This window comes from Winogradskyella litorisediminis (assembly GCF_042675765.1).
Classification (GTDB): Bacteria; Bacteroidota; Bacteroidia; order Flavobacteriales; family Flavobacteriaceae; genus Winogradskyella; species Winogradskyella litorisediminis.
Genome location: NZ_JBHTJL010000016.1, coordinates 290629 through 310015 on the forward strand (window position 1 = coordinate 290629; position 19387 = coordinate 310015).

Below are 19387 nucleotides of genomic sequence, written 5' to 3' on the forward strand. Positions count from 1 at the left end.
TTTACTTTGCTTAAAATTTTTGAGACAAAGAACACCCAATTTAAGATTTATACTAAGCCTTTTCATAATAGTATTTTTATTCTTTCTCTTCGAATGGCGGATTTATCAATTTATAATGAGTTTTAATCCTTATGCTAATTAATCAATGTTCATGTGTTTTAGTATTTTTATAAAAAATACAACCCATGACCAGATACCTTCCAATTTTAGTTGTTCTATTTATTTTTTCTTGTAAAAGCAATGTTAATTCAGACGAAGCGCGTACTCCAATAAGCGAATCTGAAACCGTAATTGACAACACAAAAACCGATGATGATTTAAGTGCAATTTCTACTAAAGACTTTAGAGAATTTAAAGTTTTAGATTCTAAATTAATCACAAAGGCAGAAATCTGGCAGACCATCAATCCGCTGATGGAAGATTTTAAAGAAGCAGATTACAACCGATTAAAACCAATGGTTTTAGAAAGTGATATGATGACGCTTCAAAAGCATATTGCTGATGGGAAATTTAACTATGAGCAACTGACAAAGTTCTATTTATACCGTATTAGAAAATTCGATAGAGAAAATGACTTGTCATTAAATTCAGTAATCTCAATTAATCCTAATGTGATTAACGAGGCAAAGGAAAAAGATGATAATGCTAATAATTTAGGACATCCCATTTACGGAATGCCAATTCTTCTAAAAGATAATATCAATGCCGCAAACATGGTCACAACAGCTGGTGCGGCAGCTTTAAAAGATAACAAAACTGACGATGCCTTTTTAACCAAACAACTAAAATCTAAAGGCGCTTTAATTCTCGGAAAAGCAAATTTAAGTGAATGGGCATACTTTTTCTGTGGAGATTGCCCGAGCGGTTATTCTGCCATCGGCGGTCAAACGTTGAATCCTTATGGACGTAGAATTATAGACACTGGCGGCTCGAGTTCTGGTTCTGGAGTTTCGGTTTCGGCAAATTTTGCTGCGGCTGCGATTGGTAGCGAAACGTCGGGTTCAATCTTGTCTCCAGCAAGTAGTAACTCGGTTGTTGGTTTAAAACCAACGATTGGTTTGGTCAGTAGAAGTGGTGTTGTGCCAATTTCTTCAACTTTAGATACTGCCGGACCAATGACCAAAACTGTGATGGATAATGCTATTTTATTGGATGCTATTTTTGGGCCAGACACTTCAGATTCTAAAACTATTGATGCACGTTTAGATAACGGTTTTTATTATGAAAAATTAAAAAACGCATCTCTGAAAGGCAAACGTTTCGGTGCGCCAAAACGTTTATTGCAAGACACCTTATTTGTTGAAGCGCTTGACGTCTTAAAAAAGCAAGGTGCAATCATTGTAGAAATTGAAGAAGAAGAATTAGGCTTACCAAACTTTTTAAGATTGCTCAATCTTGATATGAAAAAAGACTTACCATCTTATATGGAAAGTTATGCCAATAAAGACATCCCAATGCGAACGATTGAAGATTTTATGGCTTACAACCTAAAAGATTCTTTGACTTCAATGCCTTATGGACAAAATTTATTCAAAGGTATTTCAGATGATAAAGGCGATGCGCAATTTTTAGAACGCATTCAAGATACTTTGAAACTAAACGGTCAGCAATTTTTTGATAAGCCAATGCGAAGTCAAAAATTAGATGCTTTTCTATCCATTAATAATTACCATGCAGGTTTTGCAGCTGTAGCAGAATATCCAGCATTAACAGTCCCGATGGGCTACCAAGACAATGGAAGACCAATGGGATTAACTTTTATCTCAGGGCGTTTACAAGAAAAATTCTTGTTAGAATGGGCTTATGTTTATGAGCAGGCTTCGAAAGAAAGAATTGCACCTAAAGATTATAATTAATTTATCATAGCAGAAATTTTTTCCCATAGCGCATTGTCATAACCAGATGGTCCTAATTGACCTTCGCCACCATTGCCGCCCATACGTATAATCACTAGTTTTTTGCTAGGAACTATATAAAGTTTTTGGTCGTTAGCACCTAAACCTGCTATTAAATCATCTGGAGCATTAGGTATAAGTTTTCCGTTAAATGATGTTGCAGAACTCGGTAAAATGAAAGATGATTTCCCATTTAGCCACCACAAATAGCCATAAGCAGGGTTTAAGGTTTGCGAAGTGTTAGTCATTTCGTTAAAGTAACTTTCGTTTAAAATCTCTGTATTATCCCAAACTCCTTTGTTGTAACATAATAAACCAAATCTTGCCATGCTTCGAGCTGTACTTGCATAAAAACGGTTATAACCTAATGGTACCCAAGTACCTTGCATACCAATAATGGTTTTTAATTTAGAGTTAAAGTAGCTGTCAAAATTACCATCGACCGCACCAGAAATAATAGACTGCGTTAAAGTGTATGGTGCGTTATGGTAATACCAAAAGCTATCTGGATTGTCTAAGAATGTCATGCAGTCAGAGTCTGTGCAATATAAATCTGCGGTGTAATCTAGACCAGTTGTCATTGTTACGTGATTTTTAACTTTTATAGCATTCTCTTGTTGGTTACTTAAACTACTCCAACCTTCACCTAGATAAAGATTGGATGAGTTTTCAATATCTAAAAAACCTTCCTGTTCCGCGATACTTAATGTAAATGCAGTAAGTGTTTTTCCAGCCGAAAACCACGGATTATTTGTAAACTGATTAGCGCCATTAAAATAGGATTCAATTGCAATTTTGCCTTCATGAAGAATAATAAACCCTTCAGTATCGCTATTCTCGAGATAATTCAAAAGTTCTTGTTTTGCATTTTCATTCCATCCTAATTGAGATGTTGAGATTGTTCCCCATTCGTCTGAATTTAATGGTGGAAAGTATAATTCTGAATTTTCCTCGTTTTGTTCATCTTGCTGAATACTTTCCGCAGAACTGCAAGTAAATAATAATAATGAGATGATAAAAAATTTAAAAAGTTTCATGCAAATTTCGGTTTGGGTTTCTCTTTTGACACTTTAAATTAAAAATAGTTTAAAAATTACAATTCTGATTTCGAAAATCGTATATCCTAAATCATTGTGTATCTTTGCGTGCTGATTTAAAAAACTATGCGTACAAAAACTCTTAAGAAGAATAGAATCAATGTGGTAACACTCGGTTGTAGTAAAAATGTTTACGACAGCGAGGTGTTAATGGGGCAATTAAAAGCTAGCGGAAAAGATGTGGTTCATGAGCAAGAAGGTAATGTGGTTGTGATTAATACTTGTGGTTTTATTAATAATGCCAAGGAAGAAAGTGTTAATACTATTCTGCATTATATGCAGAAAAAGGAAGATGGTGAAGTTGATAAGGTTTTTGTAACAGGTTGTTTAAGTGAGCGTTATAAACCAGATTTAGAAAAAGAGATACCTAATGTTGACCAATATTTTGGTACGACGGAATTACCAGGATTATTAAAAGCTTTGGGTGCAGATTATAAGCACGAACTGATTGGAGAACGTTTAACCACAACACCAAAAAACTACGCATATTTAAAAATTGCTGAAGGTTGTGATAGACCCTGTAGCTTTTGTGCTATTCCGTTAATGCGAGGTAAACATAAGAGTACACCAATTGAAGATTTATTTACTGAAGCTGAAAAATTAGCAGCAAATGGCGTTAAGGAATTAATACTTATCGCTCAAGATTTAACATATTACGGATTAGATTTATATAAAAAGCGAAACTTAGCCGAATTACTAGAAAATTTAGTAAAAGTTGAAGGTATTGAGTGGATTCGATTGCACTACGCATTCCCAACAGGTTTTCCGATGGATGTTTTAGAAATTATGAATCGTGAACCGAAAATTTGCAATTATCTAGATATTCCGCTACAACATATTTCGGATTCAATTTTGAAAAGTATGCGACGTGGTACTACTAAAGAAAAAACAACAAAATTACTCAAAGAATTTAGAGCAAAAGTTCCTGAGATGACCATTAGAACTACGTTGATTGTTGGTTATCCTGGCGAAACTCAAGAAGATTTTGAAACGCTACGCGATTGGGTAAAAGACATGCGTTTTGAGCGTTTAGGTTGTTTTACCTATTCTCACGAGGAAAATACGCATGCTTATAACCTTGAAGACGATGTACCAGAAGACGTGAAAATTCAGCGAGCAAATGAGATTATGGAAATTCAATCTCAAATTTCATGGGAGTTAAATCAGCAGAAAATAGGCCAAGAATTTAAAGTTGTCATCGACCGTAAAGAAGGTAATTATTTTGTTGGTCGAACCGAGTATGATTCACCAGATGTGGATAACGAAGTTTTAATCGATGCTTCAAAAACATATCTTAAAACAGGAGAGTTTGCTACCATCAAAGTGATTGAAGCAGAGGATTTTGATTTGTATGGCGAGGTGGTTTAAGCTTGAAATCAATTAAATTCCCTCTAACTTCAAAAGGATGAAAACGAGAGAATAACTCTTCAGAATACCATCCAAGTTCTCTGGTTTTTTTAACCATATCCGAATGTTTTTTATTGCTATAAGCGTAGGCCATCATGTGTTCGCCTTTTTTCCAAAACGAAAATGTAGCTTGCATAAATATTGGCCATTCGCCAATACCTTTAGAAAAAATTAAACCATCATGTCCATCCATAGATTTAGAAACTGAAGGTACGTAGCACCAGAATTTATAAGCTAATTTTGGTTTTATAGTGGCTCGTGTAATGACTGCAATCGGTCGAGATTCGTCATACTTTACTTCAGCATTAAAAGGCTCTTGTTTGCTCCATTTTCCGTGTGCTTTAATAGAATGCATCAAAACATGACTAATCTTTTCTGAAGAGGATTGATACTCTTTAATAATATCTGAATCTAAAAAATTATTTGCTTCTTCTTCAGAATTAAAAACGGTAAGCAATCCGAAAGTAGACCAATCTGGCCAGACAGAAAATCCGTTTCCGCTACCTGCACCCAAAGCTTTCCAAAAGGTCAAGCCAGTGATGTTTTGGTTTAAAAGTGGCGGTCTTCCCATGCGACCTAGCGCTTGCCATTTGTTTTTAAAACCTTTATACTTAAAAAATGAGATGACTGTGGTCTGAGACATATTGTAAAGGTATTAACAGAAAGTCTTTTTTGGCTTAATTATTTGATAAAAAAAGAAGTCTATTTTTTAATTTCAAATTTTTTAGCATTTTCTGAAATTCCGTTGACATAATCTTGTATCGATTTTAAGTTATCTGCATATTCAGCACCATCAAAGCCCGAAATATCATCGTAAGAAATTTGAGAATTATAGGATTTTAAATATTTTGAGGCTAAAGGCAAATAAGACCAATGCCAGCGTTCTAAATTGTAACCTGTTCTACCAGAAATTTTATCGTTATACACTTGGTAAAACCCATAATCATTGGCGTTTTTCACAAGCCAATCATAGATTTTTTCACCTTCACCAGAATCAAAATAAGAATTGTTGAGATTATTTAAATCTAAATCTGTGCCCCAATGATGACGAGATGTTGCTGGCATAGAACTATATTCCATAATTTTTTCAGCACGTTCAACAGGCGATAAGTTTTTATATTTCTCCCATTTTCTGTTCCAGATGCGTTTTTGTTCTTCAAAATTGCGTGTGCCTGAAATGATAATGAGATTAATCTCTTCTGCTTTTGCAACAGTATGCATTTTTAAGAAAGCAACGTAAGTTTCTTTTTGAAGAAAAAGGACTTTTGAGCTTAATTTTGAATCTACTTTTATAAAATCTAAATGTGTTTTATAATCGAATTTTCCCAGAAGGAAATCTTTGTCAATCTTTATTTCATCCTTTGCATCAACCTTATCTTCAACTTTATCTTCGACTTCATGTTCAAGTTCAGCTTTGACTGTATTTTTAGCTTCAATGTTTTTATTACAGTTGAAAAGAATTATAAAGATGAAAAAAAACAATAGGTTTTTCATACTATTTAGCTTTCATTTTTTTAATGCGCTGTAGTAACGTCGGATGCGAATAATGCACAAACACATAAGCAGGATGAGGTGTTAAATTACTCAAACTGTTTTTTGATAATTTTTTCAAAGATGAAATTAATGGCTCTGCTTTATAGGTGTTTTTTGCGTAATCGTCTGCCTGATATTCAAATTTACGAGAGAAGTAGTTCATTGATAAACCTGTAAGTTCTGAAATTGGAGCATAAAGCAGCCCAAAAGCTACCAAACCAACATGAAAACTCGGAATTTCAACACCAATAGCATTAGATAGTAATGGATTTGAAATGAAAATTGATAAAATATATAGTGTTAATCCTGTTAGTAAAATAGCAGTTAATAAATTAAAAATGATATGTTTACGTTTGTAGTGACCAACCTCATGTGCTAATACAGAAACAATTTCTTCATCACTTAAATCGTTAATCAACGTATCGTAAAGTGTCACTCTTTTTTCGCTTCCAAATCCTGAAAAATAAGCGTTAGCTTTTGTGCTTCGTTTAGAACCATCGATAACAAAAATCTTATCGAGATTAAAACCCACGGAATTGGCATAATCCGAAATTTTGTTACGCAATTCTCCATCTTCTAAAGGTGTTTGTTTGTTAAAAAGTGGAACGATGAGCTTTGCGTAAAACATATTCATAAAAACTGTAAATGCGGTAACTAATGCCCAGGCATAGAGCCAAAAATTATCTTGAGTCAGTTGGTAAAACCAAATAATTAGCGCTAATAATCCGCCACCAATAATAGCAGTCATGAGCAAACCTTTTATTTTATCTAAAAAGAAAAGCTTTTTGGAGGTTTTGTTAAACCCAAATTTTTCTTCAATAACAAAGGTTTTGTAATAAGAAAATGGTGTTGTGATAATATCGCTTGCTAGCATAATAATTCCAAAGAAAAATAAAGCAATAATAATTGGATTTTCAGAATAACTTCTCGCAATAGTATCGACGTACTCAAAACCATCGAGTAAGAGAAAGCTCAAAGTAAGTACAAAAGAGAATAATGAAGACCAAACGCCAAATCTATAGTTTGCAATCTTATAATTTTGTGATTTTTTATATTCAGATTCGTCATAAACATCAGACAATTCGTCTGGTACTTTATCTTTAAAATGTTTGGCATTTAAAGCGTCTAAAATTTTATCTTTTAAAAAATTAATGATGATAATGCCTATGATAATGTAAAATAGGGTTTCAGAATTCATTTAGTTTATCTTTTAAATATCATCTTAAGCGCAGTTGGAAAGTCTTAGGTTTCGACTGCGCTCAACCTGACAGAACTTAATACTATTTAAAATCACGTTGCCGTTTAGCTTCAAAAATAAGAATTCCTGCCGCGACAGAAACATTCATCGAATCGATAACACCTTGCATGGGAATACTAATATTTTGAGTCGCTGCGTCTCGCCATTTTTGGGTTAATCCTGTAGCTTCTGTGCCAACAACAATAGCCGTTGGTAACGTGTAATCTTGTTTGTGATATGGCTGTGATTCTTGTAGAATCGCGGCATAAATATTAAAACTATATTTTTGTAAAAAGGCAATAACCTCTTCAGTTGATCCAACGCCAATTTCAGTCGTAAACACACAACCTACGCTAGAACGAATGATGTTTGGATTATAAACATCAGATTTTGGGTTGGCAATAATAACAGCATCTACATTTGCTGCATCAGCAGTACGTAATAATGCTCCAACATTTCCTGGTTTTTCAGGTGCTTCAGCTACTAAAATTAAGGGGTTTTTTGATTTTAATTTTAAACCTTCAAGCGTATGCCTTTTTGCCTTTCCAACAGCAATAATACCTTCAGTAGTACCACGATATGCCAATTTTTGAAAGACTTCTTTCGAAATTTCAATAATCTGTACATTGTAATGCTGCATAGCTTTAGCTTCGCTTTCAGAAAATAAATCTGGAAAAAATAAAAGCGTTTCAATAGCGTAACCACCTTTTATAGCAAGAGAAAGCTCGCGTTTCCCTTCTAATAGAAATAAACCAGATTTGCGACGCTCGCGCGACTTTTCTTTAAGCTGAAGCAGTTGCTTAACATACGGATTTTGTGGACTCGAAATTATTTTATGCATACCTTAACAAAAGTAGTGTAATTTTCTAGCAATATTTACGTCTGAATGATATTACTAAAATCAATTAATATAAATAAAATGAAAAAATTAGTATTCGCATTTGCAATCGCAACCTTTTTTGTTTCTTGCAAAAATGAAGTAAAAACAGTTACCGAAATACAGGAAATAACCAGGGATGATATTACAACAAGCATTTATCCAGAAAAAATTACTAAAGTATTTGATGCACACGGTGGCATTGACCAATGGAATAAAATGAAAACTCTGGCTTTTACCATGAATAAACCAAATGGTGCTGAAATAACAACGACAAACTTAAAAACACGTGCCGAATTGATTGATACACCAACTTACACAATGGGTTATGACGGTCGTACGCTTTGGGTAAATGAAAAAGACGGAAATGAGTACAATGGAAACCCAAAGTTTTATAAAGGGTTAATGATGTATTTTTATGCGATGCCATTTATTGTAGGCGATGATGGAATTGTTTATGAAGATGCTGAGCCGCTTACTTTTGAAGGTAAAACTTATCCTGGAATTTTAATTTCATACGAAGCTGGTGTAGGTGTTTCTCCTAATGATGAGTATATTATTTATTACAATGAAGAAACCGGACAAATGCAATGGTTGGCTTACACTGTTACTTTTGGAAAAGACGGAAAAAGTGATAAGTTTAGTTATATCCGATATGATAATTGGCAAACAATAAATGGTTTGGTATTACCAAAAAGTATTTCTTGGTATAAAGTTGAAGATAATCAACCAATAGAATTAAGAAACTCTGTTGAATTTGCAGATGTTAAACTTTCTGAAGAAAAGCCAAAGGACGCTATATTCGGTATGCCAGAAGGTGCTAAAATTGTGGAGTAATTTTTTTGAATTACAAAAGACGATTTAGCATATCATTTTATAAAAAAAGGGAACCAAATTGGTTCCCTTTTTTTTATTAATCCTTTTGTTCTTCTTCTAATTTTTTAGAATAGCGTTTCCATAACTCGGTTTGGTGCGTTTCAAGACTCACATTTCGTCCATCAATAAACGCTTCGGAAACTAAATTGGTTCTCATATCTAAAGCATCACCTTCGCTTATAAAAAGTGTTGCGCTTTTTCCAGTTTCAAGTGTACCATACATATTATCAATCCCAAGAATTTTTGCAGGGTTTTGAGTAATCAATTGTAAAGCTTGCTCCTTCGTTAAACCGTGAGCAACTGTTGTTCCTGCATAAAATGGTAGGTTACGAGAGTTCATGCGTTCCATTTGTCCGCTTGGTTCTAATGCTACTAAAACACCTGCATCTACCAAATTCTTTGCCAACTTATATGGCAAATCATAGTCATCATCGTTGTTATTTGGTCTAGAGTGTACACGCTGTAAAAATACTGAAACGTTATTTTGCTTTAGAAAGTTGGCAACTTTTTCTGCTTCGTATGCGCCGACTATTGTAATATTATTTATACCATTTTCTTTAGCAAAATTTACAGCATCAGTAATACTCTTCTGGTCGTTAACATTAATGTATAAACGTTTTGAACCATCAAATAAACCTTTCATAGCTTCAAAAGGTAAATGGCGAGGATTTTTAGAACTTATGTTATGAGTTTTGGCTTCAATTACATATTGCTTAAGTTCGTTTACTTGTTTTTTATAATTCTTGTTTGGTTTTAAAGCTGGGTCTTCGCCTAGCCACCAGCGCCCACGAGAAAAACTTGAAGGCCAATTCATATGAATACCATCGTCTGTTTTAATAGCTGCATCTTCCCAATTCCAAGCATCGTATTGTACTATAGAAGATGTACCGGTAATGCGTCCTCCGCGCGGTACAACTTGTCCAAGGAGTACACCATTTGGTCGCATAGACTCCACAATTTTAGACTCGGCATTATAAGCGATAATACTTCTAATATGCGGATTAAAAGTTCCTAATTCTGATAAATCGTTTGAAGCCTTTACCGCATCAACTTCAACCAAACCAAGTGTACCATTAGCGACGATAAATCCCGGATAAACATGTTTACCGGAAGCATCTATAACATCCATATTAGAAGTGCTAATTTTCATTGTTCTAGCATCACCGATATTGGTTATTTTTCCGTCAGAAAAAGTAATTAAACTATTTTCGATAACAGTTCCATTGCCAATGTGTGCTGTAGCACCCATAATTGCAATATCTTTTGATTGCTTTGGTGCTGGTGTTTGTTGAGCAAAACCAATACTTATCGAAAGTAAGAGAATTGCGATATATTTTATATTTTTCATTTTAATATGTTTTTAAAAGTCCAGATTCTTCAGAATGGCAATGTAACAAAGCTTTTTCTGCTTTTTTTACGGGTTGCGTTTTTAAACCTTTATTTTTTTCTTGAAGCATTCTATTAATCAATTCGCTTTTTTCTTTAGCAATAGCTTTTCGCATTTGCTTATCTTTCTCTAAATCGAAATATGTAACACCCTCAATAATTGTTTTTTCTGCTTTAGTATATACCGAAAGTGGATGGTCGCTCCATAATACAACATCCGCATCTTTACCAACCTTTAGACTTCCGACACGGTCATCAATGTGTAATAATTTCGCAGGATTTAAGGTTACAAACTTTAAAGCCTCTTCTTCGCTTATGCCACCATATTTTATAGATTTTGCAGCTTCTTGATTAAGGCGACGCGACATTTCTGCGTCATCACTATTTATTGCTACCGTTACACCTGCATTGTGCATAATTGCTGCGTTGTATGGAATGGCGTCATTTACTTCATATTTGTAAGCCCACCAATCACTAAACGTTGAGCCGCCAACTCCGTGTTTCTTCATTTTATCAGCGACTTTGTAACCTTCGAGAATATGTGTGAATGTATTAATTCTAAAGTTGAATTGCTCCGCCACTTTCATTAACATATTAATTTCGCTTTGAACATAAGAGTGACAAGAAATAAAGCGCTCACCATTTAAAATTTCAGCTAAAACTTCCATTTCGGTATCTTTTCTGTATGGTTTTCCACTTTTTTTAGCTTCGTCATACGCTTTTGCTCTACTGAAATAATCAATAAAAACTTGTTCAACGCCCATTCGAGATTGAGGAAAACGTTCGTTTCTGCTAGAACGTGATTGCTTTACATTTTCACCTAAAGCAAACTTTATAAACTTTGGTGAATTGTCATAAATATAACCATCAGCAGATTCTCCCCATTTTAATTTAATAATAGCAGAACGACCACCGATTGGGTTTGCCGAGCCATGTAAAATTTGAATAGAAGTGACACCACCAGCTAAGTTTCTGTAAATGTCTATGTCTTCATCATCAATAACATCTTCAATAGTAACTTCAGCAGATGAATTTTGGCCACCTTCATTTATTGAAGCGGCTGCTATGTGCGAGTGCTCATCAATAACACCTGCGGTAATATGCTTTCCTTTAGCATCAATAATTTTAGCGCTGCCATCTGAGAGATTTTTTCCGATTTTAGCAATTTTTCCATTTTTAATAAGTAAATCTGTGTTTTCCAATACGCCTTCACTTTCATTTGTCCAAATTGTTGCGTTCTTAAATAATAGGGTTTCAGCTTTTGGTTTTTCGGTATAACCGTAGGCCATGTTAGGATAGGTGAGTGGACTCATAAATGGTTGCTCACTATCTTTTTTGTCCTTTGATTTATCCTTGGATTTTTCTGAAGATTCAATATCTGTTTTTGTAGCGAAAAACACATATTCACTTCCGTTTGGCAGTATTGCTGTACCACGGAGCACATTTTTATTCGTTGAATTAGCAGCGACTCTGACAAATTCATTTTTTGTACTATCAGCGGTTTTCATTGTAAGATTTACCCAATCACCGTTGTAATCTATTTTTGTACCAAGACTTTTTTCACCAGATTCAATTTTTGCTTTCGCTTTACTTGTACTTCCAGAAATGTTGAGTTTGTAATCATCTCCGGCCAATTTAAAAGTATAATCGCCATCAATATCATTTACATTCATATCAGCAATAATATGCTGCATACCTTGTACCCAATTTTCGTAAAGCTTGCTGTCTTTTTCAAAAACATCACCAGAGGTTATTAAAAAATTAGCATAAGCTCCTTTTTTTAAAGAGCCTAAAAGGTCTGTTTTTCCTAATAATTGTGCAGGTATAGTTGTTAAAGCTTCTAGAGCTTTTTCTTTTGAAAGGCCACTTTCGATAGCTTTCATTAAATTAGATTTAAAACTACTTTTCTTTTTAAGACCGTGCGTTGTTAGTGAAAATCTAACACCATTTTCGGCTAAAAGTCTTGGGTTATGAGGTTCCTGATTCCAAGCTCGCATGTCACTTAATGCTAGAGTTGAAGCTAAAAAAGGATTTTCAACATCATAAGCCATTCTAAAATCTATCGGTAAAATTATTGTGGCATTTGTAGCTTTAACTTCATCAATACGTTCGTATTCATCGCCACCACCAACAATAGTATATTGTATATTGCTTTGGTCTCCAACCTTATCTGCTCTAAGTAAATTTGCTCTGCTTCCAGCTTCGAAAATTTGTAATAAGTTTTTATTTTCATTTAGAGCTTCAAGAGATAAATCGCGCGTATCCACATTTCCTGCGGCGTACCATTTAGCATCATCATACATTTGACGTAATAATGCCATGCTTCCCATAATTGAAGACGGATAATTTTGACGAGATTTTACACTTTTACTAAAAGAGAAATTTTGTGTGGTTTCTCCATCAACAACGCGTAGAGAATTATCTGCATCGTTATTAAGCGCTATTAACGCACCAGTACCACGAACAATTCCGTCTGGCATATGAGTATTAACAACTCCAAAACCTAGCTTATGAAGTTGTGAAGCTTCTTTGGCGTCGTATTTAAAACTTGCCATTACATCTTGCTCTGGCATAACGTGATCATTCCAATAAAAACCGCTTCGACTTGGTCCATAAGAAGGACCGTTACCACCACGTTTTGGTTTGTCCACACCAAATGTGGTGTGTAAATCAATAAAAGAAGGATAAATAGATTTGCCAGATAAATCGACTTTAGTCGTATTTTTTGGAAGACTTACAGACTTACCAACGTTGACTACTTTTCCGTCTTTTATTAAGAGTGTTCCATTTTTAATAACTTCAGAAGGAGACACGTAAATAGTAGCATTTGTAAACGCCATGTAATTACTGTTGTTGTCAGATTTTACGCCAGAATTACTCGGAAAGTAATCTTGAGCAAATACCGAAACACTGCACATCAATAAGAGCAGTCGTAGATAAACTTTAATCATAAATAAGTTAGTTAAATTAGTGTTCTAAAGATAAGATTAATGGATAAATCTGAAATTTAATTGTGAATTTTTAACGTTTTCAAAGCGGCTTGTTATCAAAATAATTCACCAAAAGTGCCACGACATAGCTATAGCTTTTCATACCGGCAGATTGGTTGTTAGCTTTTAAAAAGGTATCAAAAGTTTTTTCAAAAAACGGTTCAATCGGTGTTTGGTACTGTTGCCAAAAATCTTTTACTTCTTGATAATTTTTTAAAATACCAAGGTTTAGTTTAGAAAGTAATTCGGAATAAACTTCTGGATTTCTTCTAAAAACTTCCGCCAAACAATAGCGTAATGCAAAGGTATAACCTGAGTATTTAAAATATAAATCCTCATTATTTATAGCCGCTAAAGCACCAATAAAATTGGCTTCGTTTTCTGCAGCATAACCTAATTGGTGAGCGACTTCGTGGCAAGATGTTGTTGGATATTTGTATGATGAAATAAGTCCGTTAACTTGGGCTTCATTGGTAAATGGATTGAGATAACCCGAAAAACCCATGTAAGTTAAAGGATATGTGAAAAGGGATTTTTTTAAACTTTTTGGATGGTATTTTAAGTGTGGAAATTCTTGTGAAAGCTTCTGGTAACTCTGAGGCACTTTAGCAGATATCTCAGATTTTGAATAATTAAAAACAACTTTCATACTATCCGAATCTGCAAGAAGTGCATGAATTTTATTAGATTTTTCAATAAGTTTTTGAGTGAAATTTATAAGTTCTTCAGTTGAGTAATCAGCTTTTAAGTCCAACGACTTATGCAAAGGTTGACGGTAATAATTTAAACCCCAAAGTAAATGAAAAGCAAAATAAGCTATTGAAAGTGTTGCTATGACATCCAGAAACCAATTGATAGTGTCTTTGTAAATGCGTTTAAAATTTTTCCAAATCCAGCGAAATAAATAAATTACAGCAAAAGTATATAAAACATCTCCAACAGAAATTGGCAGCCAACCAAAGGTGTATCGCATCACTTTTGATAGAAAAACATAAAGACCATTACTATAATAGTTCTCCACAAAATGCGGAAAATGTCTTATAATTTTCAATCCAATGATTTGAAGTACGAAAAAAACAAGTAAAGCTCCTTTTTTTGTAATACGCATGTTTCAAAAATAGAAAATACTTTTAGTTTGGTTACCTTTGTTTTTTGTAAAAAAATGATAAAAATGAATCAAGATATAAGACAATTACAGCCAAAGGCATTGTGGAACAAATTTGCAGATTTAAATGCAGTTCCGCGACCTTCAAAAAAAGAGGAACGTGTCATAATATTCATGAAAGACTTTGGAGCTAATTTGGGATTAGAAACTATTGAAGATGAAGTTGGCAATGTTATAATCAGAAAACCTGCAACTTCAGGAATGGAAGACAGAAAACCTATTGTGATGCAAAGTCACCTAGACATGGTACATCAAAAAAATAATGACACAATTTTTGATTTCGACAAACAAGGCATTGATATGTTTGTTGAAGGTGATTGGGTAAAAGCTAATGGCACCACGCTCGGCGCTGATAATGGTCTTGGTGTAGCCACAATAATGGCTGTTTTAGAAAGTAAAACTATTGAGCATCCTGCGTTAGAAGCTTTGTTTACTATTGATGAAGAAACAGGAATGACAGGAGCAATGGGCTTAAAAGGAGGTTTGTTAAAAGGTGAAATTCTTCTGAATTTGGATACCGAAGAAGATGACGAGATTGGTGTTGGTTGTGCCGGTGGTGTTGATGTTACCGCAACAAGAGAATATAGCGAAGAAGAAACTCCTGAGTTTAAAATTGGATATCAGATAATTGTAAAGGGGTTGCAAGGCGGACATTCCGGTATGCAAATTCACGAAGGTTTAGGTAATGCCAACAAGTTGATGAATCGTTTACTATTTGACGGTTTTGAAAAATTTGGATTACGTATTTCTGAAATTGATGGCGGTAGTTTAAGAAACGCTATTCCACGAGAAAGTGAGGCTATCGTTGCAATTGATGCTGTAAATGAAGAGCATTTTAAATCTGAAATGTCTACACTTTCTGAAATTATAAAGAAAGAGTACAAAACAATGGAACCGGATTTAGAAATTGAAATTTCTAAAATAAACACACCAAAAAAAATAATGGATTTAGGCGTTCAAGAAGGTTTAACACGAGCACTTTACGCAGCATTAAATGGCGTTTATAGAATGAGTGCAGATATTCCAGATTTGGTGGAAACCTCCAATAATATTGCTAGAGTAGTTGTAAAGAATGGCCAAATAAAAATAGGTTGTTTAACCCGAAGCTCGGTAGAAACGTCTAAATACGATTTAGCAAATATGTTACGTGCTACTTTTGAATTGACTGGATGCGAAGTTGAATTTTCTGGAGATTATCCAGGTTGGGCTCCAAATATGGATTCTGATATTCTCAAAGTGATGGTGCCAATTTACGAGCGTTTAAATAATGGAGAAAAACCGCACGTTGCTGCTTGCCATGCTGGTTTAGAATGTGGAATATTGGGACAAAATTATCCTGAAATGGATATGATTAGTTTTGGACCAAACATTAAAGGCGCGCACTCGCCAGATGAACGCGCTCAGATTTCTTCAACTCAAAAATACTGGGAGTTTGTTTTGGAGATTTTGAAACATATTCCAAAAAAGAAATAATTTAAAAATATATTCAAAAAAAAAGCAGCCATCCTAAAGAATAGCTGCTTTTTTGGTTTTATAAACTTTCAAAATTACTTCTGAATATCTACCATCTCTATTATAAATGCTAAATCGGTATTAGGTTCCACTAATGGTGCGCGTCCAGCTTCACCATAAGCCAAATGCGATGGAAAATAAAAGAATGCTTTATCACCAACACGCATAGATGCTAAAGCCTCTTTAAACCCACCAAATAACGGTGCATCTGGGCTTACCTTCATAGGTGTTGGAGCATACATGTTGCGTTGTAATTTTTGAGCATTGAACATTCCGTAACGTTCTTCAACATCTTTTAAATTACTATCAAGCAATTTACCATCTGTAAAATAACCTTGATAATTTATCATTGCCGTTTGCCCAGTTTTTGGTTTTGCACCATTTCCTTTGTTTAAGTAGTGCACTTTTAAACCAGATGGCAAAGATTTAGCTTTTGCAGTGTAATCATCTAATGTAGGTTTAAACTCAGCAGCAGCTTTTGCTTTCTTTTCTTCTGTAATACGTTTTTCTTCTTCAGCTTTTTTACGAGCTTCTTCTTCAGCAGCAGCAACTCTCTCTTTAATTTTTGGAAGTTCTTCTGTAAAAACTTTTGGTGCATTGAACTTTTTAGCTTCAGAACCAATTCGGATTATATTTACTTCCTTTAAAACAACATCCTCGATTGGTTTATTTGCTGCTCCAACTTTAACATTAGATATAGAATCCTGTACATCTAAACCTAAGACTAGCTCTCCGAATACTGCGTGACATCCTCCTCCTGGAAAGCGTCCACATTTTTTAAGTGTGCCATCGGCTTGATAAGCATCTAAGAATTGAGTAGCTTTTTCAGTAATAAAAAATTGGGAACCGTTAGTGTTTGGTCCTGAGTTTGCCATAGACAAGATACCTGGCTTTGTGTGTTTTAAATCATTACTAAATTCATCTTCAAATTTATATCCTGGATCGCCACTGCCAGTTGCAGTTGGGTCACCACCTTGAATCATGAAATTATCCATAACGCGGTGAAAAGTAGTCCCGTTATAGTATTTTTTTCCTTTATATTCTTCCTTAACTAATGGGTGTTCTCCTTCTGCTAAAGCGACAAAATTTGCAACGGTAACTGGTGCCTTTTCGTAATACAATTTGGCGACCATTGTATCCATATTTGTTACAAATTCGGCATATAATCCGTCTTCTAAATCGTAACGCGGCTGTTTACAGCTTGTTGTTGCTAATAAAAGTAAGGCCACAACCGGAATAAAAATTTTTTTAATCATTGTTTTGGGTTATTGTTTTTAATTTTACGTTTACAATTAATGGTACATTAGTACCAATTTTTTTTTCATCGCCATAATAGCCATAAGCTTTTTGTGATGGAAATATAAAAGTAACATCTTCTTTCGGCTTCATAAGTTTGAGTCCTTCTCTTAAGCCAGAAAATAATTCTTCTTTATCCATGTAATAAACTTGCTCTCCAAGTTCTTCTTCTGAGTATATAAGTTGATTATTGAGATTAGAAATATTGTAAGTGTATTCTAGTTTATCTCCAAATTCGGCAGTTTTTAAATTTTCCTCAACTTTAATATTATAATGATACCAAAAACCATTTTCGGAAGCCACAAAGTTTTTGTTTGGATTTTTGGAAATAACTTCTTGAATTTTTTCTCGTTCTCTTTTGTTAAGTTTTTTATTACGCTCAACAGATTCCTTAATAAAAGAGCCTGATTTAGTTGTTACTGGTGGTCTAGCTTCTGGCGATTTACAGCCAAAGCATAAACAAACTAATATAAAGCATAATAGCAGGTGTTTCATTAAGCGAGTTGGGTTTTATACTCAGGCAAGATAGCAATAAATTTTTCAACGGTTTCATTGAGAGGTAAGTCGCTGCGTCCTCCAGCTGCATTTGTGTGTCCTCCTCCGTTAAAATGAGCTCTAGATAATTCATTTACAGAAAAATCGCCTTTGCTTCTTAAAGATATTTTTATGATGCCTTCTTGTGTGTTCTCAATAAAAATGGCAGCCAATTTTGTGCCATTAATAGATAATGCATAGTTTACAATTCCTTCAGTGTCTCCTTTTTTAAAATTAAAAGTATTCAACTCATCTTGAGATAATGTAATGTATGCTGTATGAAGTTCAGGTATAACTTTCAAATTCTGTAGTGCACGTCCCAATAGTTGGAGTTTGTCAAAGCTATTGGTATCATAGACTTTATTATGAATTTCGGTATTATCGGCACCTTTTTCAATTAAAGATGCAATGACTTGGTGAGTACGGTTTGTGGTAGACCTAAATCGAAAAGAACCTGTATCTGTCATAATACCAACATAAATACAAGTTGCAATATCTTCTGAAATTTTATCAGTATCGCCTAACATTTCAATGAAATTATAAACCATCTCACAAGTTGATGACATAGTTACATCAGAATACATGTATGCTGCATAATCATCTGGCGCTTGGTGATGGTCTATCATAATTTTTAAACCTTCGGCTTTATTAAGAACTTCTGCCATTTCATGCCCTGTTCTATGTAAAGCATTAAAATCTAGTGTAAACAGAATATCTGCATTGTTTATTAGTGTAATTGTCGCCTCGGTTTGTTCATCAAATTTTAATACAGATGATTCACTTGGCATCCATTTTAAAAAATCAGGATAGTCGTTAGGGGCAATTACCGTAACATCATGATTATAAAGTTTTAAATAATGCATTAAACCCAAAGTGGAACCCATAGCATCTCCGTCAGGATTTCTATGTGGAATTATTACCATTCGTTTAGGTGTACTTAGTAGGGCTTTTATAGCAATGATATCTTCTTGTTTCATAGCCGACCAATATACAATTTAATAGGAAATCCTTGAAATGTTTTAGTCTATTTTATGGCCAAAATCAGATAAGAAAACTCCAAAAATTAACGTAAAATTGTTGTTTGCTTATTTTATAAAATAGCGTATTTTTGCACGCGAATTCGCCAAGGGTTTTGGTGAAGCTAAAAAAGAAAATATGGCAACTAACAGAACATTTACAATGTTAAAGCCAGATGCTGTTGAAAAAGGACACATCGGCGCAATATTAGAAAAAATCAACGCTGCAGGATTTAGAATAGTAGCAATGAAATTAACGCAAATGACAAAAGCTGATGCTGAAGAATTTTACGCTGTACACAATGAGCGTCCTTTCTTTGGAGAATTAGTAGAATTTATGACGCGTGGTCCTATTGTTGCAGCAATCTTAGAAAAAGATAATGCAGTTGAAGATTTTAGAGCATTAATTGGAGCTACAAATCCAGCTGAAGCTGCAGAAGGAACTATTCGTAAATTATATGCTGACTCTGTAGGAGAGAATGCAGTTCACGGAAGTGATAGCGACGAAAATGCGGCTATTGAAGGTGCTTTTCATTTCTCAGGTAGAGAGATGTTTTAAGACTTTC

At 34.3% G+C, this 19387-nt stretch carries 16 protein-coding genes; 5 read left to right on the forward strand and 11 right to left on the reverse strand.

Translation table 11 applies throughout. The annotated features are described in order from the left end of the window. The first annotated feature begins 185 nt into the window (after positions 1–185). Entirely contained in the window at positions 186–1856 is a 1671-nt protein-coding gene (locus ACFQ1Q_RS12495; RefSeq protein ID WP_386132028.1) for an amidase family protein, read from the forward strand. On the opposite strand, the gene ACFQ1Q_RS12500 is transcribed toward ACFQ1Q_RS12495, so the two are convergent. Further along, a complete protein-coding gene (locus ACFQ1Q_RS12500; protein ID WP_386132030.1) occupies positions 1853–2932 on the reverse strand; it encodes a serine hydrolase domain-containing protein in 1080 nt (359 codons plus the stop codon). The genes ACFQ1Q_RS12495 and ACFQ1Q_RS12500 overlap by 4 nt on opposite strands. Before the next feature lie 126 nt (positions 2933–3058). On the opposite strand from ACFQ1Q_RS12500, the gene rimO reads away from it, so the two are divergent. Next, complete coding sequence (gene rimO / locus ACFQ1Q_RS12505) at positions 3059–4360, forward strand: 30S ribosomal protein S12 methylthiotransferase RimO (protein WP_386132032.1); 1302 nt, start codon at positions 3059–3061, stop codon at positions 4358–4360. Here rimO and ACFQ1Q_RS12510 read toward each other — a convergent pair. The 4 genes from ACFQ1Q_RS12510 to ACFQ1Q_RS12525 all read right to left on the reverse strand — a co-directional run bounded on the left by ACFQ1Q_RS12510 (position 4311) and on the right by ACFQ1Q_RS12525 (position 8010). Continuing rightward, the gene (locus tag ACFQ1Q_RS12510) at positions 4311–5042 is read right to left on the reverse strand and encodes a hypothetical protein (RefSeq protein WP_386132035.1); all 732 of its coding nucleotides are present in this window, start codon (positions 5040–5042) and stop codon (positions 4311–4313) included. The two genes, rimO and ACFQ1Q_RS12510, sit on opposite strands and share 50 nt — an antisense overlap. Positions 5043–5101: 59 nt before the next feature. Continuing rightward, positions 5102–5893: a M15 family metallopeptidase gene (locus ACFQ1Q_RS12515; protein WP_386132038.1), complete on the reverse strand. Its 792-nt coding sequence runs from the start codon at positions 5891–5893 to the stop codon at positions 5102–5104. A gap of 1 nt (position 5894) precedes the next feature. Continuing rightward, positions 5895–7130 (reverse strand): M48 family metallopeptidase, encoded by a 1236-nt coding sequence (locus ACFQ1Q_RS12520; protein WP_386132040.1) that lies wholly within the window; start codon positions 7128–7130, stop codon positions 5895–5897. Between the two features lie 82 nt (positions 7131–7212). Then, entirely contained in the window at positions 7213–8010 is a 798-nt protein-coding gene (locus ACFQ1Q_RS12525) for a TrmH family RNA methyltransferase (protein WP_386132042.1), read from the reverse strand. Between the two features lie 78 nt (positions 8011–8088). On the opposite strand from ACFQ1Q_RS12525, the gene ACFQ1Q_RS12530 reads away from it, so the two are divergent. Beyond that, complete coding sequence (locus ACFQ1Q_RS12530; protein WP_386132045.1) at positions 8089–8883, forward strand: DUF6503 family protein; 795 nt, start codon at positions 8089–8091, stop codon at positions 8881–8883. A gap of 76 nt (positions 8884–8959) precedes the next feature. Here the strand turns inward: ACFQ1Q_RS12530 and ACFQ1Q_RS12535 are convergent, their stop codons facing one another. The 3 genes from ACFQ1Q_RS12535 to ACFQ1Q_RS12545 form a co-directional block, all read right to left on the reverse strand. Beyond that, positions 8960–10270, reverse strand: a complete 1311-nt coding sequence (locus tag ACFQ1Q_RS12535; RefSeq protein WP_386132050.1) for an amidohydrolase family protein — start codon at positions 10268–10270, stop codon at positions 8960–8962. Position 10271: 1 nt separating this feature from the next. Further along, the gene (locus ACFQ1Q_RS12540; RefSeq protein WP_386132053.1) at positions 10272–13259 is read right to left on the reverse strand and encodes an amidohydrolase family protein; all 2988 of its coding nucleotides are present in this window, start codon (positions 13257–13259) and stop codon (positions 10272–10274) included. A 79-nt stretch (positions 13260–13338) separates the two neighbouring features. Further along, positions 13339–14406: a DUF3810 domain-containing protein gene (locus tag ACFQ1Q_RS12545; protein WP_386132056.1), complete on the reverse strand. Its 1068-nt coding sequence runs from the start codon at positions 14404–14406 to the stop codon at positions 13339–13341. 63 nt (positions 14407–14469) lie between these two features. On the opposite strand from ACFQ1Q_RS12545, the gene ACFQ1Q_RS12550 reads away from it, so the two are divergent. After that, entirely contained in the window at positions 14470–15936 is a 1467-nt protein-coding gene (locus ACFQ1Q_RS12550; RefSeq protein WP_386132060.1) for an aminoacyl-histidine dipeptidase, read from the forward strand. A 74-nt stretch (positions 15937–16010) separates the two neighbouring features. Here ACFQ1Q_RS12550 and ACFQ1Q_RS12555 read toward each other — a convergent pair whose 3' ends face one another. From ACFQ1Q_RS12555 to ACFQ1Q_RS12565, 3 genes are read right to left on the reverse strand one after another with little or no spacing between them, the layout of a single operon-like run. Further along, positions 16011–17231 (reverse strand): peptidylprolyl isomerase, encoded by a 1221-nt coding sequence (locus ACFQ1Q_RS12555; RefSeq protein WP_386132063.1) that lies wholly within the window; start codon positions 17229–17231, stop codon positions 16011–16013. Beyond that, positions 17224–17766, reverse strand: coding sequence for a gliding motility-associated peptidyl-prolyl isomerase GldI (gene gldI / locus ACFQ1Q_RS12560; protein WP_386132066.1), 543 nt, complete (start codon positions 17764–17766; stop codon positions 17224–17226). The genes ACFQ1Q_RS12555 and gldI overlap by 8 nt, the downstream gene beginning before the upstream one ends. Further along, on the reverse strand, positions 17766–18782 hold the full coding sequence (locus ACFQ1Q_RS12565; protein WP_386132069.1) for a DHH family phosphoesterase: 1017 nt from the start codon (positions 18780–18782) through the stop codon (positions 17766–17768). The genes gldI and ACFQ1Q_RS12565 overlap by 1 nt, the downstream gene beginning before the upstream one ends. A gap of 178 nt (positions 18783–18960) precedes the next feature. Here ACFQ1Q_RS12565 and ACFQ1Q_RS12570 point away from each other — a divergent pair, with 178 nt between their 5' ends. Continuing rightward, positions 18961–19380, forward strand: a complete 420-nt coding sequence (locus ACFQ1Q_RS12570; protein ID WP_386132072.1) for a nucleoside-diphosphate kinase — start codon at positions 18961–18963, stop codon at positions 19378–19380. The last annotated feature ends 7 nt before the right edge of the window (positions 19381–19387 follow it).